Below are 22,805 nucleotides of genomic sequence, written 5' to 3'. Positions count from 1 at the left end.
ATTAAAAAAATTAATAATGTTTTAATCAATTTATTTGTTTTTTAATATTTGTTTAATTCCTGATTTTCAGAATGTAAGACTTAAGTTTTAATTCTATTTTCAGATTTGATCAAAAAGTGTAAATTAGCGTCCATCTAATTATTCAATTTTTATGGACTTTAATTTATCGGAAGAACAGCTGATGATTCAGCAGGCAGCAAGGGATTTTGCACAAAACGAACTATTACCTGAGGTAATCGAAAGAGACCGCGATCAGAAGTTTCCTGCAGAACAGGTAAAAAAAATGGGTGAAATGGGACTTTTGGGAATGATGGTAGATCCTAAATACGGCGGTGCAGGGATGGACAGTGTTTCTTACGTTTTGGCCATGGAAGAGATTGCAAAAATAGATGCTTCTGCAGCTGTGGTAATGTCTGTAAACAATTCTTTGGTATGTGCCGGACTTGAAAAATTTGCTTCTGAAGAACAGAAAGTAAAATATTTAACACCTCTTGCAAGCGGACAGGTAATCGGAGCATTTGCATTGTCTGAGCCGGAAGCAGGTTCTGATGCAACTTCACAAAAAACCACTGCAGAAGATAAAGGAGATTATTATTTGCTGAACGGAATTAAAAACTGGATCACCAACGGTGGTACAGCAAGCTATTATATTGTAATTGCACAAACGGATCCTGAGAAAAAACATAAAGGAATCAATGCTTTCATCGTTGAAAGAGGATGGGAAGGATTTGAAATCGGGCCTAAAGAAGACAAACTGGGAATCAGAGGAAGCGATACGCATTCTTTGATCTTCAACAATGTAAAGGTGCCGAAAGAAAACAGAATCGGAGAAGACGGTTTCGGGTTCAATTTTGCGATGGCTGTTCTGAACGGAGGCAGAATCGGGATTGCTTCTCAGGCATTAGGTATTGCTTCAGGAGCTTACGAACTGGCATTAAAATATGCTAAAACAAGAAAAGCTTTTAAAACCGAAATCATCAACCACCAGGCGATTGCATTTAAACTGGCAGATATGGCGACCCAAATCACGGCGGCAAGAATGCTTTGTTTCAAAGCTGCAGTAGAAAAAGATGCTGGAAAGGATATTTCAGAAAGCGGTGCGATGGCAAAATTATATGCCTCTCAGGTAGCAATGGATACAACAATTGAAGCAGTACAAATTCACGGTGGATACGGATATGTAAAAGAATACCACGTGGAAAGAATGATGAGAGATGCAAAGATCACACAGATCTATGAAGGAACTTCTGAAATCCAGAAAATCGTTATCTCAAGAAGCATTGCAAAGTAATTGCTTACTATAAAAATGAAATAGTAAAAGGCTCTCAGAAATGGGAGCCTTTTTACTTTCACACGAACCACAAAATATTAATAATATATTGTTCTAACTATTGTTTTGATTGATTTTTTTAGCTTAAGTTAAATGATAAATGTAAATTAACAATCAGTGAAGTAAAATTAGGAATATCGTTTTCCGGAATAACGTGATTCTGATTAAAATATTATTAAAATGTATCGGAATATTCTTTCTTAAAGATTTTTATCCGTAGTCTTTCTTTTTTTATAAAAATAATATCCGATTCCTGCAATCACAAATAACGGCCAAAGCGGAAGAATAAACAGAAAAATAGAAGTGATGACATTCCAGCCCGAAGATATAGCAGCAAAGGACTGTGCTCCCAATGTTTCAGGGTTTTTATCATCCGCGATATTTCCCTGCTGCCCGTAAAGGGTAATGTCGATTTCACACATTGTGTTTTCAATAATATGATGACCGGAAGTTTCAATGTTCATGTTTTCCACCGTTCCCAAATTGTAGTTGAGGTCAGACATAAGATAATCAAATTTCTGAACAGGAACTTTCACTTTCAGATAGGCGGTTTTTTTATCACTATTTTGAAGGGAAACACTTTCACTTCTTATAAAGCCGTTGTATTTGGCAACTTCATCCTTTACAATTTCTTTTGCAGTTTCAGCATCATTTACGCTAAGTTCCACTATTCCTTTTTTGATGAATCTATTCTGCTTAATCAATTCAGGATTTTCTTTCTTCGGAGAATTTTTATAAACGATTTTTGTTTCCTTAATAATTTTCGGGGCAGGAACATTTACTACAATTTTATTTTCTTTCTTTGCCGAATCTTTCTTTTCCTTCTTAGATTCCAGTTTTATGGATGATATTTTTTCGGAAAGAGAATCTACTATTTTGGAAGTACTTTCTATTTTATCTTTTACCGCATTTTTAATGTCTTCAAATTCTTTGATTTTAACATTCGCAGAGTCTAAAGCAGCATTTGCCTGATCATTGATGGTAATGATTTTTTCCGAGGCATCAGCAATGGTACTGTCGGCCGAACTGATGGTATTTTCCAGCTGCGATTTTGCAGCTTCTCCCTTTTTACACATGATGAATGTTCCCGATACGGCAACAAGTAAAATGAATTTTTTCATACGATTAATTTTTTCGATGAAGTAAAATTAGGAGTGGAATTGTTGTAAAGATTGTAAAAGGTTTGTTTTGAAGATGTAAATTGATAAAGGTTTGATTTTTATGGTTTTGTAAAATAAAATTAACGATTATACAATCTGTTTTTCAAATGAATATTGAATATAGTTCAATAAAAAATAAAAAAATCCGCAGAAAATTCCGCGGATTAAATATCTGAATTAATATTTCTCATTAAGCATTCTTAAATTCACTGATGAAATGCAGTTTCACGTTCGGGAATTTTTCCTGCGTCATATGGATGGTAAAAGAAGAATCAGCAAGAAATACCAGTTGGTTGTATTTGTCTCTTGCTAAAAACCGTTGCTTTAATCTCGCAAATTCTTTAAATTCTTCAGACTTTTCATCGGCTTCAACCCAACACGCTTTGTGCATGGAAAGCGGCTCGTAGGTACATTTTGCACCATATTCATGTTCCAGACGGTACTGGATTACCTCGTACTGAAGAGCTCCCACTGTTCCGATGATTTTTCTGCCGTTCATTTCCAGCGTAAACAGCTGTGCAACTCCCTCGTCCATTAGCTGATCGATCCCTTTTGCCAATTGTTTTGCCTTCAGCGGATCATTATTATTGATATATCTGAAATGTTCAGGCGAGAAATTCGGAATTCCTTTGAAGTTCAGTTTTTCACCTCCGGTCAACGTATCACCGATCCTGAAACTTCCTGTGTCATGAAGCCCTACGATATCTCCCGGGAAACTCTCTTCCACGACTTCTTTTTTATCTGCAAAGAATGCATTGGGTGAAGAGAACTTCATTTTTTTACCCTCTCTTACCAATAGATAATTTTCGTTTCTTTTAAACGTTCCGGAAACAATTTTTACGAAAGCCAAGCGGTCCCTGTGTTTCGGATCCATATTCGCATGGATTTTGAAAACAAAGCCGGTAAACTGATTTTCTTCAGGTTTTACCAGACGCGTATCACTTTCCTTTGGCTGGGGCATCGGTGCAATATCGATAAAGGCATCCAGCAATTCGCGCACTCCGAAATTATTCAAAGCCGATCCGAAGAAAACAGGCTGAAGATCACCTTTCATATAATCTTCACGGCTGAATTCAGGATATACCGACTGTACGAGATCAAGCTCTTCACGAAGCGTAGCTGCCGCTTTTTCACCGATTAATTCATCAATGGCAGAATCATTAATGTCATCAAACTTAATGGCTTCTCCAACCTTCTGCTTTTTCTCCTCCAAAAACAGTTGGATGTTGTTTTCCCAGATGTTGTAGATCCCTTGGAAATCACTTCCCATGCCAATCGGTAATGAAAGCGGAACAACCGTTAAACCTAATTTCTGTTCAACCTCATCCAGGAGATCAAAAGCATCCTTACCCTCACGGTCAAGTTTATTGATAAATACCAGCATCGGGATATTTCGCATTCTGCATACCTGTACAAGCTTTTCAGTTTGTTCCTCAACCCCTTTTGCCACGTCTATGACAACGATTACAGAATCTACGGCAGTCAGTGTTCTGTAGGTATCTTCCGCAAAATCCTTGTGTCCCGGAGTATCCAGGATATTGATTTTATGATCTCTGTATTCAAAAGCAAGTACGGAAGTTGCTACGGAAATCCCTCTCTGTCTTTCAATTTCCATAAAGTCGGAAGTGGCTCCTTTTTTTATTTTATTGGATTTTACCGCTCCCGCTTCCTGGATGGCCCCTCCGAAAAGAAGCAGCTTTTCCGTGAGCGTCGTCTTTCCGGCATCGGGGTGAGAAATAATCCCGAAAGTTTTTCTTTTCTCTATTTCTTTGATTAAGTCTGACATATCGTATTTTGAAGTTGCAAAAATCGTAATTTTTAATGGAATCTGAAAATGATTTCCTTCAGGAAGAGATCTGTACCTCAAAAAAATGCAGATGTTTTTCTTACTTCATTATTCAAACAATAAAGAAACTTCTCAAAAACTTTTATCTTTGCCCGATAAATCTGAGTATAAAGTATGGAAAACAGCAGGTATCCGAAATTTACATTTACATGGTTGGGCGGACTTGTCTTACTGGCCGGGCTCATAGTCGGAACCATGGCCTTATCATTTTTTAATATCTTCTGGATGTTTGCTTTCAAAGAAAACCTTCAGTATAAAGATTGGTACTTTATGCTTTCCAATGCCGCCGGATTTCTTACCGCTATCGCTTTTTTTGATTTTTTTATCGTAAGACCAAGCACCGGAAAAAAACTGAACTTCAATTTTTCACCCACCAATTTTTACACCTATTTATTGATTTTTCCTATGATGTTCGGGATGATGCTCATCGCGGAATTTATCACCTCACAAATACCTACAACAGGACCTTTTTTCGGGAAATATTATGAATTTTTCGAAAGATTGATGGAGCAGCTTACCGATGATCCGGTAGTGATGATCATTACTGCAGTGATATGTGCACCTGTTTTTGAAGAGATTGTTTTCCGTGGGATTATCCAGAAAGGGATGATTAATAAAGGCGTAAAACCTGTAAATGCGATTCTCATGGCGTCCGTGATTTTCGGTCTGGTTCATGGAAATCCGTGGCAGTTTGTGGGAGCGGTTTTATTGGGGTGCGTTCTTGGTTTGGTATACTACAAAACAAAATCTTTATTGTTGCCGATGTTGCTGCATGGCTTCAATAATTTGTGTTCCACCATATTGATTGTTTACACGAAAAATGAAAGTTTTGCAGACGCTTTTAAAATCCAGGAATGGGTAATACTTGCCGTTGGTATTATACTTTTTTCAGTCTTTTATTATCTTTTTACAAGAAAATATAAAGTACATTATTCTGAAATTTAATTACAAATTGCTTTAAGAGTCATCACAATAGATAAATGTTCCAAAAATATTGTGATTTAAAAAAAAATAAAAATAAAAAAAGGAAATGGAGTTATTGGTTGCTACCCACAATGTACATAAAAAAGAAGAAATCCAGCAGATTTTAGGGGATGGTTTTTTTGTAAAAAGCTTAACGGATTACAATATTCATGAAGAAATTGTGGAAGATGGTGATTCTTTTAACGCCAATGCTTTGATTAAAGCTAAATATTGCTTTGAAAAAACAGGAATTCCAAGCCTTGGAGACGACAGCGGCCTTGTAGTTGAAGCGCTGGACGGCAGACCGGGAATATTTTCCGCACGGTACGCAGGAGATCATGATTTTGCCAAGAATATTGAAAAAGTGTTGGGAGAAATGCAAGGCATTGAAAACAGGAAAGCCTATTTCATCACCGTTTTATGCTATTATGATGAAAACGGAGCAAAATATTTTGACGGAAGGGTTCACGGAAATCTCCTGAATGAAAATAAAGGTTTCAAAGGGTTCGGGTATGATCCGATCTTTGTTCCTGAAGGATACGATAAAACCTTTGCAGAAATGGAACCTCAGGATAAAAACAAAATCAGTCACAGAAAACAGGCCCTGGATCTTTTTCTGGATTTTCTGAAAGAATAGTAAGGTTAAGATTAAGGTTGAAGTTTTTGAAATTTCAATTGTGTTTAAAAACAGAAAGTTTAGGTAATATTAATTAAAAAGATAATATCTCTTTAAGCCAATTTTAATACATCTGCTTTATTCTCAACCTTAGGCTCAACCTTAATCTTAATCTCAATCTCAGCCTTTTCTTAACCTAAATTCCGTACATTTGTCTATATAATAAACGATAGATTTGAGTACTTATTTAACGATATTAGGCTTTAATTCGGCAATTCCTACCATCAATTCTTCTCCTACCGCACAATTCCTGGAAATGGAGGAAAGGTCTTTTCTAATTGATTGTGGAGAAGGAACACAGGTTCAGCTGAGAAAAGCAAAAGTGAAATTTTCGAGAATTAATCATATTTTCATTTCCCATCTTCACGGAGACCACTGTTTTGGTCTTCCCGGCCTTATTGCATCTTTCCGTCTTTTAGGAAGAGAAACACCGCTGCATGTATACGGACCGAAGGGAATAAAAAAAATGCTGGAAACCATTTTTACCATTACCGAAACCCATCGCGGTTTTGAAGTGGTTTATCACGAACTGGATAAGGACTATTCCGAAAAAATTTATGAAGACAACCGGGTAGAGGTATACACCATTCCTCTTGATCACAGGATTTATTGCAACGGATATCTCTTTAAGGAAAAACCTAAAGAAAGACACCTGAATATGCAGGAAATTTCAAAATACAAAGAAATTGAAACCTGCGATTATCACAATATTAAGGCAGGAAAAGATTTTGTGCTGAGCGATGGGTATGTTCTCAAAAATGAAATTCTTACAACAGATCCGGTTCCTCCGGTTTCTTATGCGTTTTGCAGCGATACACGTTATCTTGAAAATGTGATTCCCGTCATTAAAAACGTTAATGTCCTTTATCATGAATCCACTTTTTTACATGATTTAAAGGATATGGCAGATTATACCGGACATACGACCGCAGTGGAAGCAGCAATGATTGCCAGAAAAGCTGAGGTAGGAAAACTTATTTTAGGACACTTCTCAAACAGGTATGCAGATCTTACAGTATTCACTGATGAAGCGAGAACCATCTTTCCGAATACTTTCTTACCGAAGGCACTGGAGCCTGTGAAAATTTAAAATAAATGATGTTGAATTTTGAAGAACTGAAAATCTTCCTGGATGAAAAAGCAGACCAGTATAATCATCCGGATTTTATCGGGAATGATCCTATACAGATTCCGCATCGGTTCACCCTGAAACAGGATATTGAAATAGCTGGTTTTCTGGCAGCAACGATTTCCTGGGGAAACCGGAAAGCGATTATAAAATCTGCTGAAAAAATGTTGGATATTATGGGGAATACCCCTTATGATTTCGTATTGAATCATTCGGAAAAAGATTTGAGATCTATTTATGAAGATAAAAGCATTCACCGCACTTTCAATGGAGAAGATTTTGTGTATTTTATGAAACAGTTTAACAGGATTTACCGTGAAAATCAAAGTCTTGAAAGCTTATTCAGACTCCATGAATCTGAAACCAGCTTTCTGCATTCTGTTGAACGGTTCAGAAGCAGTTTTTTGGGTGCTGAAAAACACAGAAGCCACAAACATGTAAGTTCACCGTATAAAAATTCTTCCACCAAAAGGATCATCATGTTCCTGCGTTGGATGGTGCGGAAGGATAAGCGTGGCGTAGATTTTGGTATCTGGGAAAATACAGGACAGCAATATCTTTCCATTCCGCTGGATGTGCATACGGGAAATATTTCAAGGAAGTTAGGGCTTATTTCAAGAACGCAGAACGACTGGAAAACGGTAGAAGAGCTGGACGCCGTAATCAGAAAGTTTGATGAGAAAGATCCCGCAAAATATGATTTTGCATTGTTCGGATTAGGAGTTACCAAAGAATTATTATAAAAGCAGAACACAATGAAAAAGTACGAAGAAAAAACTGAGGCTTTAGAAAAAATTGCCAACGGAATTACCTGGTGGATAGGTTCCATACCGTCTCTGATTGCACATACATTGTTTTTTATTATATCATTTGTTTTACCGCTTTTGGGCTTGGTGGAATTTGATAAAATGTTGCTGATTCTTACCACGGTAGTTTCTTTGGAAGCAATTTATCTAGCTATTTTTATTCAGATGTCCGTCAATAAGAGCCATGAGAAAATTGAAGACATCCAGGAGGATATTGAGGATATCCAGGAAGATATTGAAGAGATCAGCGAAGATATAGAGGAAATCAGTGAGGATATTGAAGAAATTAACGAAGATATTGAAGATATCCAGGAAGACATTGAGGAAATTAATGAAGAAGATGAAGAAGATGATCACAGTGAGCGTGCAAAAAACGTGATGTTGAAAAGCAATGTAAGTTCAAATAAAAATGAGATCAAAGCACTTAAGGATAAAATTCAGGAGCTTCAGGAAAAAATTAATGAACTTAAGAATGAATGATTTAAATTTCGATTTATATAAATAACTCTACAAAAGGCTAATAAAAAAATTGGTCTTTTTTTTATTATTACAGATATATTATCTGATATGTATGGATTTGATGAAATAGATTAGGTTTTTACTGCAATTATTTCATTTCTTATCAAATTTTAATCAAAAAATTATTATTTTTGAACAAACAACAACAAAATGTTAAATTATAGACTGAAAAACTACTTCTTCTTTTTAGTGTTGCTTTTGATTTCAGGATCAGCTGCTGCTCAGCATGCGTCAAGAAAAAATGGTAAAGTTAAACTGACTTCCGAGAGTATGAAAGTGGGAGCTTTTATTGATGTGAATACCGCATCTTATCCGGAATCATCTTACAACATTCAGCAACTTGTTCAGCAGGTCCTTATCAACGGAACATCAAGCTGTGCAACGCCGAATGTAAGCAATGTAACGGTTACGCCCAATCATCCGGTGACTAATCCAGACAGGTTTTGGGGGTATTTTCATAAAGGAACAACCAATTTCCCTTTCGAAGACGGAATCGTTTTGACAACAGGTTACGCGAGAGAAGCCGGTAATACCGCAATTGCTACCAACCTTGCAGGTCTCATTTCCGAAGGTGGTGATGCAGATCTTGCTGCAGCAACCAATACCAATATCTCCAATCAGCGTGATGCTGTTGCTCTGGAATTTGATTTCGTACCGAATTCAAATCAGGTAAAATTTAATTATATATTTGCTTCCGAGGAATATACCGGAGGCTTTCCATGTAATTATTCGGATGCATTTGCATTACTTATCAAGCCTGTAGCGGGAGGTGCATACACAAATGTTGCTATTCTTCCTGGAGGAGCTGGTCCTGTAAGTGTTACGAATATACGTCCCGCGACGCAATTCGGGGGAGGCACACTTGCATGTGGTGCATTAAATCCTACTTATTTTGCAGGATATAACACTACAAGTATTGAAACCAATTACAACGGAAGGGTAGTACCCTTAACTGCAATTGCGGATGTAACTCCAGGCGTTGCCTATCATTTTAAGATGGTTCTTGCAGATTATAATGATCAGACTTTAGATTCTGCCGTATTCCTTGAAGGAGGTTCTTTTGATATAGGAATTAAAATTGTAGATGCCAACGGTGTTGTTTTGCCTGATACCGTAAATATGTGTGACAATACGCCACAGGTGTTAACAGCTTTGCTTACCGTATCACCAGGGATGACTTTCCAGTGGTATAAGGATGGAGTGGCAATCAATGGTGCAACCAATGTTTCTTATACAGCAACATCTCCCGGCGCTTACGAAGTGAAAGTTTCTGTACCGGGAAATCAATGTCCTGCTTCTGCAGTAATAACCATTGTTGGAGGAACTACTCCGCCTGCACAAAATGCAACCCTGAAGCTGTGTACAACTCCTTCAGTTTCTACATTTAATTTAAATGATGCAACTCCGTTAATCACCACGTCAACGACTGCTGTTGTAAGGTACTATGTTAACCAGGCTGATGCGGTTGCACAAAATAATAATTTCCTGAATGCTTCTGCAGTAAGCAGTTATAATGGTGCCGACGGACAGGTATTGTACGTTGTTGTTTCTAACGGTGCTTTTTGTAGTAAAATGGTTACATTAACTCTAAGAAAAGAGGCAACGCCAATTGCACAGCTTACGGCCACTAAAGTAAGATTATGCGTAGGTGAATCTACTACTCTTACAGCAGCCAACGGAGCTACTTACGAATGGGTAGGAATGACAGGCACCGGAGCAACCCAAACGGTTTCTCCAACTCAGACAACAACCTATTCTGTTTATGCTATCGGTGCACAAGGATGTAAATCACTTCAGCCGGCATCTATTACGATAGAAGTAGTCCCTGCTATTACTTCAAACCTTTCCGGTGGAATGATCTGCCAAGGGGATGTAATTACTCTTGATGCAGGACCTGGACCAAACTATAGTTATCTATGGAACACAGGAGATACGTCGCAAACAATTTCCGTAGGAACTCCGGGGACATATTCTGTGACAATCAATAATGGTGTTTGTTCAAAAGTATTTACAACACAGGTGATTCAGGCTATTATTCCTGAAATTATCAACGTAAATTATAATGAGAACGGAACAATGATTCTTACGGCAAGTAACCCAAGCAATGGAGCATTGGAGTATTCTATTGATAATGGTCTTACCTGGCAAAACTCCAATACATTCAGTAATGTACCGAGAAATACCGTGGTTTCAATTCGGGTAAGAGTTAAAAAAACGAGCTGTGTAGGATTCCTTCAGTATTTTACTTTTGTGATGCAGAATGTAATCACACCAAATGGAGATAATATTAATGATATCATCGATTTCAGAGGGGTGAATCAGAATAAAGATTTCAAGGCATCTATTTTCGATCGATACGGAAAAGAAGTTTACAAAGCAAGTAGTCTTCAGCCTTATTGGGACGGCTATTTCCAGGGGAAACGTCTGCCCACATCATCATACTGGTATCAGGTGAGTTTTGAGGATCCGGCAAGTAAAAAACCTGCATTGAAAACAGGATGGATCCTGCTTAAGAATATAGAATAATAATGAAATAATAATTTTTAAATATTCAAAGAAAGACCAACAATTTGTTGGTCTTTTTTTCGTTCTTATAGTAATTGAACAAATATTGTAAAATCAGATGAGTTATATTATTAATAATGTAATTTATTATGAATTGATATTTAATCAAAAAAAATAGTATTTTTGTTTAAAATAATATAAAAATGTTAAATAGGAGGACAAGAAATTTACTTTTGGCTTTATTTTTAGTTTTTATGGGATCGCTTGTATTTGCCCAGGACAGGCAAAGCAAAGTACCCGCTAAAAAACCTACGGCTGCAAGTATGAAGGCAGGGGTCTTTATTGATGTGAATGCTGCCGGTTATCCGGAATCTGCTTACAGTATTACACAATTGGTAAAAGATGTACTTATCAGCGGCGGGTCTACGTGTTCGGCTGCCAATGTAAGCAATGTAGTTGTCTCTCCGAATCTTGCAGTAACTGATCAGAACAGAAGCTGGGGGTATTTTAATAAGGCAACTACCAATTTTCCATTTGCCAAAGGTATTGTTCTTACTACCGGATATGCCAGAAAAGCAGGAAATACTTTTCAGGGAAACCTAAGTGACGGGCTTGGTTCCGGAGGAGATATAGATCTTGCAACAGCTTTAAATGTAAACAATTTAAGTTTAAGAGACGCTACTTATATAGAATTTGATTTTGTACCTGCTTCAACTAAAGTTACCTTTAGGTATTTATTTGCATCCAAAGAATATCAGAGTAATTTTACATGCAACATTTCAGACGGATTTGCGCTGTTACTGAAAAAAGTTGGAGATCCTACATACACCAATTTAGCATTGCTTCCTAACGGTGATCCCGTAAGCGTTACCAATATTATCCCTGCAAACTTGCCTTGCGGGCCTAAGAATGTTCAATATTTTGCAGGAATCAATAACCCCCAGATTGAGACTAATTTTGACGGACGTACGATTCCTCTTACAGCAACGGCAACCGTAATTCCCGGAGAAACGTATCATTTTAAAATGGTTCTGGCAGATTATCAGGATTCAAACTTTGATTCTGCTGTTTTTCTGGAAGCAGGATCTTTTGATATTGGTGTTCAGCTTCTCAACCCTGCCGGTGTTCAGTTGCCTTCATCTATAAATGTATGTGATAATGCACCACAGGTTCTTACAGCTTCGGTTCAGGGAGGTGGCGCCACCTATCAATGGCTATTGGGAACTAATCCTATTCCGGGAGCAACAAGTGCTTCATATACGGCAACGCAGCCCGGATTATATACGGTTCAGGTATTTTTACCGGGGAATACATGTCCGGGAACAGCTTCTGTAAATATTGTCGGAGGAACTTCGCCAACCGTACAGAATGCTACGTTAACGGCTTGTTATACACAGGGTAATGCAACATTCAATCTTACCTCTGCACAGACGTCAATAAGTACGACACCCGGAGCAACTTTCAGTTATTATATTAACCAGTCAGATGCTTTAGCCGGGAATGGAAACGTAATCGCCAATCCTACTGCTTTTCAGAGTGCTGGACAAACAGTGTATGTTCTGGTGAAAAATGGATTCTGTTCGAAAATTGCGGAATTACAATTGATTAAAGCTCCTCAGATAACTGCTACGATAGCAACACCTGCTACATTAACGTGTACCAACTCGCAAACCACACTCAATGCCTCCGGTTCTGTTTATCCTGCAGGGTCTACTTTCGCATGGACAACTACGAACGGAAACATCGTATCCGGAGCGAATACTCTAAATCCGGTAGTGAACACGGCAGGAATCTATACTTTAATAATTTCAAACACTTATCAGCCAGGAAACTTAACGTGTACGGCAACGGCAAACGTAACAGTAACCGGCGACAGCGCACCGCCAACAACAGGTTTAACGGCCTCTAAAATATTAATATGTTCCGGAGAATCTATAACATTAACTGCATCCGGCGGAGTAACGTATAACTGGGTAGGCCTTCCTGGCAACGGAAACACACAAACTGTTTCGCCAACTACAAACACAACTTATACGGTCACGGCAGTCGGGGCAAATGGATGTGTATCTCAGACGCCGGCAACGATTACAATACAGGTATCTCAGCCGATTACAGTTCAGAATGCCACTTTATTAAAGTGTTATCAGGCTGGTGGAATCAATTATGATTTAACGGAGGCACAAACGCAGATAACTACTGCTCCGGGTGTTACATTCTCATATTATCTGAATATTTCCGATGCAAATGCAGGAAATACGAATACTATACCCAATCCTACATTATTTAACAGTGCGGGAAATCAGACAATTTATGTGCTGGTTATAAGTGGAGGATGCAGATACGTTGTAAATTTACAGTTGCTGGCAACTCCTCAAACAACATTAACTATTGCTCAGCCTCAGCAGATTACCTGTAATACCCCACAAGTTACACTTAATGCTTCTGCTTCTGTAATTCCGGCAGGCTCTGCAATTGCCTGGACTGCAGTAGGCGGAGGAAATATTGTTTCCGGGGCCAATACATTAACTCCTGTTGTTAATGCAGGAGGAACCTATACATTAACGGTTACCAATATAAATCAGCCAGGAAATTTAAACTGTACTTACACTTCCAATGTTACGGTAACGCAGAATACTACGCTTCCGGTAGCAACGGTAACAGCACCAGTACAACAAATCTGTCCGGGTGAATCTGTCACCTTGACTGCATCCGGAGGGGCTACGTATAACTGGGTTAATCTTACAGGCAACGGAAACACACAAACGGTTTCTCCTGCAAACACTACGGTATATCAGGTTTATGCGGTAGGTGCCAATGGATGTGTGTCTGCCAATCCTGCCACTATTACGATTGTAGTAGGACCACCTGTAGCGATACTGGCCGCGTCAAAATCTAAGATTTGCGTGGGAGAATCAGTTACATTAACGGCTACGGGCGGCGTTACCTATGAATGGGTAGGTTTACCGGGAAATGGAAGTACTCAGGTTGTGTCTCCTACAGCTACCACAACGTATTCTGTTTTTGCTTTAGGTGGAAACGGATGTAGAGTGGCAACTCCTACCTCAATTACCATTGAAGTTGTACCTGCTATTGAGTCGACGTTAAAAGATGTGTACGCATGTGCCGGTGATTCAGGAACTCTGGATGCGGGTTCAGGTCCAAATTATACTTACCTATGGAATACAGGGGCCACTACTCAAACTATTTCTGTAAATACTCCTGGAACGTATTCCGTAACGATCAGCAATGGTACGTGCTCCAAAGTATTCAGTGCTCAATTAATTAACCCGACGCTTCCGCAGTTTACAAACGTTACCTACGAAAACCATGTATTAACAATATCAGCAACGAATCCTACAGGAGGAGAGCTTGAGTATTCTTCAAATGCAGGAGTGACATGGCAGGCTTCCAATATTTTTTACAATATGCTGGATAATAATAATTACAGCCTCATGGTGCGTGTGAAAGATGCGAAATGCGGTACTACATTATCTTTCTTTACTTTTGTAGTTATTAATGCTATTACTCCTAATTCCGATGGTAAAAATGATACCGTAGATTTTTCCGGAATCAGCAAGTATAATAATTTTGCAGCTTCTATATTCGACAGGTATGGACAGGAAGTATTTAAGGCAGGTAAAAATGTTACAAGCTGGAACGGATTGCTGAGAGGAAGTCTGGTACTTCCAACTGCTACATACTGGTATCGGGTACAATGGGAAAACCCTGCGAGCAAGAAACTTGAGCAGCGCAGTGGATGGATTTTGTTAAAAAACAGAAATTAATAGTTATAAATATAATAAACCTTCCAATTTGGGAGGTTTATTTGTTTTTTTGATATAAAAAAGGTTAAATAAGTATATTTATTTATAAAAAAAAATTAAATTTGTTGAAACAATTTATTTATGAAGAGATACCTACTATTGTTTTCCTTATTCGCGGTCTCGTCGTCGAGTCTCTTTTATTCACAGAACATTACTCCCAGAAAACCTCAGAAAGAAAAGGCATCCAGTCTGACAATGAAAGCAGGTGCTTTTATTGATGTGAATGCTGCAGGATATGCACCTACCGATTACACTCCTTTACAATTGGTAAAAGATATACTGATTTCTTCCGGAACAAATTCTTGTGTGACACCAACCGTATCCAACGTTCAGGTAAGCCCGAATTTACCGGCAAGTAATGTTCAGAGATCCTGGGGTTACTTTCATAAAGGAACAACCAATTTTCCTTTCAAAGATGGTATCGTGCTCACTACCGGCTATGCAAATAAAGCAGGAAATAGCTATATAAGCACCACTTTAGGAGATGATTTACCCACCGGGAGTGATCCGGATCTTGTAGCTGCTACAAACCCATCAGGAACACTTAACGATGCCGTTATTTTAGAATTTGATTTCGTTCCCACCTCTTCTCAGGTGAAGTTCAATTATTTATTTGCTTCCGAAGAATATACAGGATCGTTTCCTTGTAGTTTCTCTGATGCATTCGCATTATTATTAAGACCAACAGCAGGAGGGCCTTATGTAAATATGGCAGTATTACCTGCTCCGGGTACCGGGCCTGTAAGTGTTACCAATATTCACCCTCAAAACAGTTTTACTGGGTTTGATATGGGATGCGGTGCGCCGAATGTTGCTTTCTTCGGAGGATATAATACCTCAAATATTGAAACCAACTTTAATGGAAGAACAGTGCCATTACAGGCAACGGCAACAGTAGTGCCTGGACAGTCTTACCACTTTAAAATGGTTTTGGCGGATGCTATTGACAGCAGTTATGATTCTGCGGTATTCCTGGAAGGAGGTTCATTTAATATTGGCGTTGAATTATTAGACCCTAATGGAGGAACTTTACCGGAAGAAATTAATGTGTGTGATAATGTTCCTCAGGTAATTACAGCTTCTGTAAGTGACCCGAATATGAATTACCAATGGTTCTTCAACGGTGTTGCCATTCAGGGGGCAACCACTCCTACGATTACTGCTACACAGCCGGGAAATTATGAGATTCAGGTAACATTCCCAGGAAATCCATGCCCCGGTAAAGCAAATATCAAAATTAACGGGGGAACAACTCCTTCAGCTGTTGACGCATCACTACTACTCTGTTCAACCCCGGATGTAACCTGGTTTGACCTGACGGATGCTATGCCGTCTATTAGTACGACGCCGGGAGCAGTATTCCATTTTTATGAAGATCAGGCAGACGCTGTAGCTCAGAATAATGATTATATTCAGGATGTTTTACATTATACCGGCAATGACGGGCAGATTCTTTATGTGGTTGTTTCCAATGGAGGTTTCTGTAGTACAATGGTTGAATTAACATTATTGAAAGAAACAAGACCAACCGTAAGTTTAGTAGCATCAAAACTTAAAGTTTGTCCGGGATCAACAGTAGAACTTACTGCAACAGGAGGATCTACTTATGAATGGGCTAATTTCCAGGGAACCGGTAATGTACAAACGGCAACTGTTTATAATACAACAACTTTTTCAGTATATGCTTTAGGAGCAAAAGGATGTCAGTCTTCATTGCCGGCTAAAGTAACGGTAGAAGTTGTGCCGGAACTTACCTCTCCACTACGGGATGTTGAAATGTGCCAGGGAGACAGAATTACTCTTGATGCAGGAGCCGGGCCTAACTACAGCTACCTATGGAGCACCGGTGCAATTACTCAGACTATTAACGTAGATAGCTGGGGCGTTTATACGGTGAAAATCGATAACGGATATTGTGAAAAAACTTTCACGGTTAATGTAATGGGTGCAGCATCTCCATTTGTTTCGAATGTTGATTACAGTAACAATACCTTAACCATTACGGCAGAAGTTCCAACGATCAATAATATCCCTCAAACTGCAGAATATTCTATTGACGGAGGTATTTCTTGGCAGGATTCTAATGTATTTACGGGTATTCAGGATAATACGACGTATAACATTCAGGTTAGATCTGTAGGAACACATTGTGTGGGAGCATTAGAATTCTTTACTTTCCAGGTGAAAAATATTATCACTCCGAATGATGATGGTATTAATGATACCCTTGATCTTACAGCTCTTGGAGGTTTCAACAACTTTACAGGATCTATTTATGATCGTTATGGTTCTGAAATGTTCAGGTTCTCAAAAGAAAATCCAATCTGGAACGGTACCGTTGGGGGTAAAAAATTACCGACTGCAACATACTGGTATAAATTTAATTTCCAGTATCCGAAAACAAAATCCACGATGAGTCAATCTGGCTGGATTATGCTTAAAAACAGAGAATAATATCGGCTGATATTAATTCAATACAATAAATCCCCGAAAAGTTTAACTTTTCGGGGATTTTAATTTCATAATCAGGGAGTAATATTATAGTTTTATATAAAGAGCTTCCCGGATTGCTATCAGTATTTTTGTTGTCATTATTTTAATTTATAATGCAAAGTAAATAGTGATCTGCGCAATGTTTTACGCTGTGTGCCTGATAAAACGATCTAATATAAACTTACAAAGCAAAAATGTAAAGTTACAATAGAAGAATGTGAATTTACAATGGAAGAATATAAAGTTACAATACGAAAAAGTAAAACTACATCGAAAGAATGTAATGTTGTATCGTGCCATTGTAGAATGATATCGGATAAAAGTAAATTTACAAGGCAAAAAAATAAAGTTACATTATAAAAATGCAACCTTACTTTGAAAAAATATTGAATTACTGAGCTACAATATTATTCAGATGTAAACAAAAATTATTTTCTATTCGTAAATTCTATTGCGGAAACGGTGGTGTATTCCGGGGAAGTGGCTCCGTATAGACTTTTTACGTATTTTTTAATCTTTAGGGAGATGGCATACACTCCGGTTTCTTCCGCATAAAGAATTCTGTCGCGTTCTATGATTTTGGTGTTCAGTTCAGACTCGGTCTGGTCTACAAGTAGGGTCGCCGCTTTTAATGATTCGTGGTAGCTGCTGAGGTTTTGTAATTTTATGCTGTTTTCATTAGGCGTGTAAGCGGGTAGGGTAGACAGCATCTGTAACAGAAGACCGAAATTTTCAGCTTTTGAGGTGAAAGACTGGCGAGAAGTGGATGAGCTTTTAGGCACTTCTTTGCCATCTTTAACCGGTGTATTGCTCTTTTCTGAACTGCCCTGAATAGTCTGGATTAAAGATCTTGCCTGATTTAAGGTTCCCTTCGGTAAGCCTACAATTTCCAGCAGATTGATAATGCTGGTACAGGTTGAACTCAAATTTTTGAAAGCGGTCTGACGGGCAACGATGGCATTTTTATTTGCGCTGCGTTTTTCTCCAACTTCTGTCAGTTTTGCATTGGCATTCGTGTATAAAGTCTGAAGACTTGCCACTGTAATGTCGGCAATCGGTGGATTGTAAAGGCTGTACGTAGAAACTTGCTGGATTATTTTCTGAAGGTTCGCTACATTTTTAGCGTGCCCTACTTCTGAGGTGCTTGACATATCAATTGTGTTTTGTTGTTAATGCTTCAAATATAAAAATTATTTTGAATGTGTGGTAGGTTTGTTTAAAGATTTTATTGTTAGGATGTTATGTTAAGTTGAAAAGAATCAAAAAGACCGGAATTGCTTCTGGTCTTTTGTTGGCGTAAGTGTCTTGATTGTGATTGTTATATTTATTTGAATTGGGTACGAGCGTGACGCTCGCACCAGCGGGGGATTATCAGCCAACTCAACTTTTTAATAATCCTTTGTTATTTACATAATTGCTTGTTGAAGAGTAGATGTAATGTTGTGCTTTTTCCACAATACCTGCCCTTATTGGATTTAGATGTATATAGTTCAGCTTATCCCACATAGAATGTAGAGTGTATATTTCTTCTGCATGATTTCCATATTGCCAAAACTGATAGTTTTTATTCCTGCTATGGTTTTCTTTAGCTTTTTTAAATAAATCTAGCATCCACTGCCTTCTGCTTTCAGGCTCTGTTTGTATAGCTTCTAAAATATTTTTGCTCGTGAATTTTTTAAAATCTCTTATGAGATCTGATAATTTGCCTTCTTTCGATTGTACAATTAAATGAATGTGATTGCTCATGATAACATAACCATACAATATCATTCCTTTTTCTTTTAAACAATAATCTAAAGAGGAAACTACGATATCTTTGTAAACTTTTCTTGTAAAAATATCTATCCAATCTACTACTGTAAAAGTAATAAAGTGTGGTTTTTCCTGATCTTTTATCGTATAGCCTTCTTTCATTATTATTGTTTTTAAATTTTGTGCAAAGTCGGGAGACTTTCAGAAACGTGATAAATTTAAGAAAACTTATTTAGGCATGAAATTGCTCAAAGTCAGGAGACTTTGCGCAGCGGGTGTACGAGCGTGATGCTAGCACCAGCAGGAGATGGGTAGCTTTTCTGAAAACAAAGCTCCGAAGTCGGGAGACTTCGGAAAGCTGTGGGTCAGCTACTCGTAGTGATACTTAAAGAGGTCATCGTAATATTGTATAGTCGACAAATAATTTAACATAAAAAAATAATTCAAACGTATTTAGATTTATTTTATATTTTAGTAAAGAATTATAAAATAATATTCATGATGAAAAAATTATTATTACTTTCAGCATTTATAGTTGCTGGACTTATTAGTGCTAAAGAAAACACTTCTAACAAGTTAGAGTCTAAACAAGAAAAACAGCAAACTTTTGCACTTACTCGTTATTTGGTAACTCTCAAAACCGTTTGCGGAACTACTTATCAAACCGTGTATGATTCTGAATTTGATTCAAGTGATTGCCTTTACAATGAGTGGGAAATGTATAACAATCAGGATTGTGGACATTCCAGCTATGAAAATCCAATGACGTAATAGAAAATAATAGGTTGTTAATACAGCCTATTTAATTATGATATTTTGAGTACTTATGAAACTACTTTTTAGAATTTTTGCATTATTGCTTTGCATTTGCTATGCAAAAGGTCAAGAAAAAAAAGATTATTCAGAAATCGAAGTAGAGTATAAATATACTTTTGTACAAGACACTTTGGATAAATCATCCACAATTAATGAGCCTATGGTATTACTGACTAATGGAAAAAAATCTATTTACTATAGTGAAAATTATAAAGCTGCCGTGGATGGTTTTGGAAAAAAACTGGAAGAAGCAATGAAGACTGGAAATATTGTTGATCCCGGCTCTCTTCCGAAATCTAAAGTCAAGCATAATGTATATAAGGATGAAAGTAAAACTTATATATCAAACTATTTAGGTAGAAATTATTATACTTATGAAAGCCCCGATAAATTAGATTGGAAAGTTGATAATAAAAGTACTTCTACTATCGGTGGCTATAAATGCAATAAAGCAGTTGTAAATGTAGGAGGAAAAAAGTTTATAGCTTGGTTTACTTATGATATTCCAATAAGTGACGGGCCATACAAATTTAGAGGACTTCCTGGATTAATATTAAAGATCAATGAGGTCAATAATTATATAGGTTTTGAACTTATATCAATAAATAAAACGAGTTTACCCATTGAGCAAAAAAAAGGCTTAATTGTATCTAAAGATCAGTTTATAACAAAGAGAAAAGAATATATGAATGATCCGTATCAAGGTAAAATTAATAACCCTGAGTATAGAAAAATGATTGAAGACAATAAAAGGAAATATAATAATTCTTTAGAATAAAAGTAAAAACACTCCGCTGCGCAAAGTCTCCCGACTTTGTGCGAACTATTATTCATCTAAATTAGTCAATACTTATTCTGACAGTTACAATCAAATTGAATAACTTTAAAACAGATAAGTATTGACTAATTCACTTAAGCCTTCCTAAACTTCTTCTTTTTCTTCCACGGCGCATTCTTCTGAACATCACCTGCCATGATACAACCGTAAGGCATCACTTCATCCAAAACTTCACACAATCCGTATTCTTCGATCTGTGCCCGTACATTTTTTGCACTTTTATAAGCGGTCGGAAGTTCTGAAATATCAATATCATTCGTAAAGAAACGGACATCCAGCCCCTGGGTTTCTTCTGCAAAAACTTCTTCAATCGTTTTATGGGCCAGCGATTTTTTATGCTGGGTTCTGCTGAAGTTTCTTCCTGCTCCGTGCGGTGCAAAACCGAGATTTCTTTCGTTCGTTGTTCCCTGTACAATAAGAACGGGCTCCGCCATATTCAGAGGGATAAGTCTCGGTCCGGTAATATCCGGTAGGAATTTATCATCCAGCGGTGTTGCTCCTTTGGCATGGTAGAATAAATCTCCGTCTTTGAAAACAAAATTATGCTCATTCCAGTAACGGTTTTGTTTTTCAGTTTTCATTTTGTTTAACACTGCATCATGGATAGAAATATGGTTTTCTTTGGTCCACTGCCTGATCAGCTGTAAAGCTTCCCAATATTGTTTTCCTTCTTCAGTTTCATAAGGAATCCAGGCATTTTCTCTTAATGTTTCCGGAGAGATTTCCATTCTGAATTTGTTGGCTACTTTCATTCCTTTGTCATATAACGCTGCACCCGGAGCTCTCGATCCGTGGTGGGTCACCAACATTGTATTTCCGGTATTTTTTGAAACCCCTACGAAAAGAAAATGGTTCCCGTCTCCCTGCGTTCCCATGTGCGAACGGGCAATGCTGATGAGTTTTTCATCATTCAAAAAATGATTTTCCCTGAAAGCCTCCATTAGCTCCTGAGACATTGGCATTTGCTCACCTCTCGGTCTTCCTCCGTATCCGAAATGAGTAACCGAATGCGCAACATCCAGCACTTCTTTAGGATCTGCCTTCCCAAAATCCGTCAGCATCACAGAACAGCAGATATCGGCACTATGAAATCCAGGATGAATTGCGTTTTTTGCCACTACCACACCTCCGACAGGAATATGTCCTTCAGGTCCTGTAGGACAGGCATCCGGCATGACTGCTCCGTGAAGGAGAGTCGGCGTTTTCATTAAAACCTTCATGGTACTGATTACTTTTTCCATATTATCGTTTTCGCTTTCGTGTTCCGCTCTGATATTAATCACAAAATCTTTTGCCGTTGCGTGAAGCGGAATAGGTTCAGGCTGTTTAAACTGTTCCAGATATATTTTGATTTGATTTTCGTCTAAACTATTTTCATTAATGAATTCGATTGCTTCTTTAAACCATTTTGCAGGTCGGTATCCTAATTCAATTAAATGGGTTCCGTTAAATTCCATGTTTTTATCTTTTTGTTGATGCAAAGTAAGAACTGAAGTGTGCAATGTTTTTGCGCAGATGAAATTATTTTGATTATTTTTGAGAAAATTAAATGAAATGTTATTTGAACAATTAGAAACATCGCCGGAGAAAATCCAGTTTAAAGAAGTTATTGCCTTTATTGATGAGCATTATGATTTCACGCCTACGAAATTTATCAACGGAAATACAGTGAATGAAGCCGGACAAAGTAACGGATCTTGCAAGATCTTCAGCTTTGCTCAATTGAATGATCTTTCAAAAGAAGAAACGCTGAGTCTTTTCGGAGAATTCTACAGAGAAGATGTCCTGAAAAATCCTAACGGAGCTGATCATCAGAATATCAGAAATTTTATGGAATCCGGCTGGGAAGGAATTTCTTTTGAGGAAAAGGCTTTGGTGAGAAAATAATTTTTAGTTCACTGCAAGGAACACCATGACCAAGCAATCCCGGGAATTTCCTTGAGCCTGAAAATTGTCATTCTGATGAAAAGAAATTGAAGAGTCTCTTTTTACTGTTAAAAGTAAGTGTAAGTATTTCTTCTTCCGCGTGAGGGATACGAAGGGCCCGACTGGAAGGAGGGTTTCGGCTCGGGGCTTCGCCCCGAGCCGAAACCGAAACGAAGTGAAGCCCGAAGCAGCCCGGCCCGAATGGATAGGAATTCTGCCAAG

Annotated in this window: 17 protein-coding genes; 12 read left to right on the top strand and 5 right to left on the bottom strand. The window is 37.8% G+C overall.

Annotated features, from left to right (window positions below; genetic code table 11):
• The first annotated feature begins 151 nt into the window (after nucleotides 1-151).
• Nucleotides 152-1,291 (top strand): acyl-CoA dehydrogenase, encoded by a 1,140-nt coding sequence (locus ODE14_RS08635; RefSeq protein ID WP_072885762.1) that lies wholly within the window; start codon nucleotides 152-154, stop codon nucleotides 1,289-1,291.
• Between the two features lie 239 nt (nucleotides 1,292-1,530).
• Here ODE14_RS08635 and ODE14_RS08630 read toward each other — a convergent pair whose 3' ends face one another.
• On the bottom strand, nucleotides 1,531-2,451 hold the full coding sequence (locus ODE14_RS08630) for a DUF4349 domain-containing protein (RefSeq protein WP_263603750.1): 921 nt from the start codon (nucleotides 2,449-2,451) through the stop codon (nucleotides 1,531-1,533).
• 229 nt (nucleotides 2,452-2,680) lie between these two features.
• Nucleotides 2,681-4,276 (bottom strand): peptide chain release factor 3, encoded by a 1,596-nt coding sequence (locus ODE14_RS08625; RefSeq protein WP_263603749.1) that lies wholly within the window; start codon nucleotides 4,274-4,276, stop codon nucleotides 2,681-2,683.
• Nucleotides 4,277-4,450: 174 nt separating this feature from the next.
• Between ODE14_RS08625 and ODE14_RS08620 the strand changes: the two genes are divergently transcribed.
• The 8 genes from ODE14_RS08620 to ODE14_RS08585 all read left to right on the top strand — a co-directional run bounded on the left by ODE14_RS08620 (nucleotide 4,451) and on the right by ODE14_RS08585 (nucleotide 17,212).
• Nucleotides 4,451-5,281, top strand: a complete 831-nt coding sequence (locus tag ODE14_RS08620) for a CPBP family intramembrane glutamic endopeptidase (RefSeq protein WP_263603748.1) — start codon at nucleotides 4,451-4,453, stop codon at nucleotides 5,279-5,281.
• A gap of 85 nt (nucleotides 5,282-5,366) precedes the next feature.
• A complete protein-coding gene (gene rdgB, locus ODE14_RS08615) occupies nucleotides 5,367-5,936 on the top strand; it encodes an RdgB/HAM1 family non-canonical purine NTP pyrophosphatase (RefSeq protein WP_248391974.1) in 570 nt (189 codons plus the stop codon).
• Between the two features lie 214 nt (nucleotides 5,937-6,150).
• Nucleotides 6,151-7,065, top strand: a complete 915-nt coding sequence (locus tag ODE14_RS08610; protein ID WP_263603747.1) for a ribonuclease Z — start codon at nucleotides 6,151-6,153, stop codon at nucleotides 7,063-7,065.
• A gap of 8 nt (nucleotides 7,066-7,073) precedes the next feature.
• Nucleotides 7,074-7,847, top strand: a complete 774-nt coding sequence (locus ODE14_RS08605) for a TIGR02757 family protein (protein WP_412059354.1) — start codon at nucleotides 7,074-7,076, stop codon at nucleotides 7,845-7,847.
• Nucleotides 7,848-7,859: 12 nt separating this feature from the next.
• Nucleotides 7,860-8,390 (top strand): DUF1003 domain-containing protein, encoded by a 531-nt coding sequence (locus ODE14_RS08600; RefSeq protein WP_248391978.1) that lies wholly within the window; start codon nucleotides 7,860-7,862, stop codon nucleotides 8,388-8,390.
• 189 nt (nucleotides 8,391-8,579) lie between these two features.
• Entirely contained in the window at nucleotides 8,580-10,955 is a 2,376-nt protein-coding gene (locus ODE14_RS08595) for a choice-of-anchor L domain-containing protein (protein ID WP_263603746.1), read from the top strand.
• Nucleotides 10,956-11,137: 182 nt separating this feature from the next.
• Nucleotides 11,138-14,719, top strand: coding sequence for a choice-of-anchor L domain-containing protein (locus ODE14_RS08590; protein ID WP_263603745.1), 3,582 nt, complete (start codon nucleotides 11,138-11,140; stop codon nucleotides 14,717-14,719).
• A gap of 120 nt (nucleotides 14,720-14,839) precedes the next feature.
• Entirely contained in the window at nucleotides 14,840-17,212 is a 2,373-nt protein-coding gene (locus tag ODE14_RS08585; RefSeq protein ID WP_263603744.1) for a choice-of-anchor L domain-containing protein, read from the top strand.
• 467 nt (nucleotides 17,213-17,679) lie between these two features.
• Here ODE14_RS08585 and ODE14_RS08580 read toward each other — a convergent pair whose 3' ends face one another.
• Nucleotides 17,680-18,402: a hypothetical protein gene (locus ODE14_RS08580; protein WP_263603743.1), complete on the bottom strand. Its 723-nt coding sequence runs from the start codon at nucleotides 18,400-18,402 to the stop codon at nucleotides 17,680-17,682.
• A 229-nt stretch (nucleotides 18,403-18,631) separates the two neighbouring features.
• Nucleotides 18,632-19,165 (bottom strand): REP-associated tyrosine transposase, encoded by a 534-nt coding sequence (locus ODE14_RS08575; RefSeq protein ID WP_263603742.1) that lies wholly within the window; start codon nucleotides 19,163-19,165, stop codon nucleotides 18,632-18,634.
• 336 nt (nucleotides 19,166-19,501) lie between these two features.
• Here ODE14_RS08575 and ODE14_RS08570 point away from each other — a divergent pair, with 336 nt between their 5' ends.
• Together ODE14_RS08570 and ODE14_RS08565 are read left to right on the top strand one after the other, a co-directional pair.
• Complete coding sequence (locus ODE14_RS08570; protein WP_263603741.1) at nucleotides 19,502-19,774, top strand: hypothetical protein; 273 nt, start codon at nucleotides 19,502-19,504, stop codon at nucleotides 19,772-19,774.
• Nucleotides 19,775-19,829: 55 nt separating this feature from the next.
• Nucleotides 19,830-20,597, top strand: a complete 768-nt coding sequence (locus ODE14_RS08565) for a GLPGLI family protein (RefSeq protein WP_263603740.1) — start codon at nucleotides 19,830-19,832, stop codon at nucleotides 20,595-20,597.
• Nucleotides 20,598-20,731: 134 nt separating this feature from the next.
• Here ODE14_RS08565 and ODE14_RS08560 read toward each other — a convergent pair whose 3' ends face one another.
• On the bottom strand, nucleotides 20,732-22,114 hold the full coding sequence (locus tag ODE14_RS08560) for an RtcB family protein (protein ID WP_263603739.1): 1,383 nt from the start codon (nucleotides 22,112-22,114) through the stop codon (nucleotides 20,732-20,734).
• A gap of 97 nt (nucleotides 22,115-22,211) precedes the next feature.
• On the opposite strand from ODE14_RS08560, the gene ODE14_RS08555 reads away from it, so the two are divergent.
• Nucleotides 22,212-22,544 (top strand): HopJ type III effector protein, encoded by a 333-nt coding sequence (locus ODE14_RS08555; protein WP_263603738.1) that lies wholly within the window; start codon nucleotides 22,212-22,214, stop codon nucleotides 22,542-22,544.
• Nucleotides 22,545-22,805 lie beyond the last annotated feature (261 nt).

Origin of the sequence: Chryseobacterium sp. PET-29, assembly GCF_025736815.1 — a bacterium.
In the GTDB taxonomy this organism is placed as follows: domain Bacteria; phylum Bacteroidota; class Bacteroidia; order Flavobacteriales; family Weeksellaceae; genus Chryseobacterium; species Chryseobacterium nepalense.
Note: the sequence above shows the minus strand (reverse complement) of the source record. Positions and strands in the feature narration are given on the sequence as shown.